This window comes from Halomonas litopenaei (assembly GCF_003045775.1).
Lineage (GTDB): Bacteria > Pseudomonadota > Gammaproteobacteria > Pseudomonadales > Halomonadaceae > Halomonas > Halomonas litopenaei.
This window is the reverse complement of sequence record NZ_PXNS01000051.1, coordinates 1-395: the sequence shown is the minus strand read 5'-3', so window position 1 is coordinate 395 and position 395 is coordinate 1. Positions and strand designations below refer to the sequence as shown.

Annotated in this window: 1 rRNA gene; it reads left to right on the top strand. The window is 50.1% G+C overall.

Features of this window, described 5'->3' with window-relative positions:
* Positions 1–102: 102 nt before the first annotated feature.
* Positions 103–395 (top strand): 23S ribosomal RNA (locus tag C6W88_RS21270); the annotation flags it as partial.

Here is a 395-nt window from a genome sequence, read left to right as displayed (position 1 = left end):
GCTCTTTAACAATGTATATCATGCTGACAAAGTAAGATACGTTTCAAGCGTATCCGGCAATTGTCGTGACATCATCGATTGACAGACCCTTTGGGGTTATATGGTCAAGCGATGAAGCGCATACGGTGGATGCCTAGGCAGTCAGAGGCGATGAAAGACGTGGAAGCCTGCGATAAGGTTCGGCGAGGTGGCAAACGACCTGCGACCCGGACATCTCTGAATGGGGAAACCCACCCAAGGTAACTTGGGTATCTCATGTTGAATATATAGACATGAGAGGCGAACCGGGGGAACTGAAACATCTAAGTACCCCGAGGAAAAGAAATCAACCGAGATTCCCCTAGTAGCGGCGAGCGAACGGGGACCAGCCCTTAAGCAACACAACTGGTAGGTGA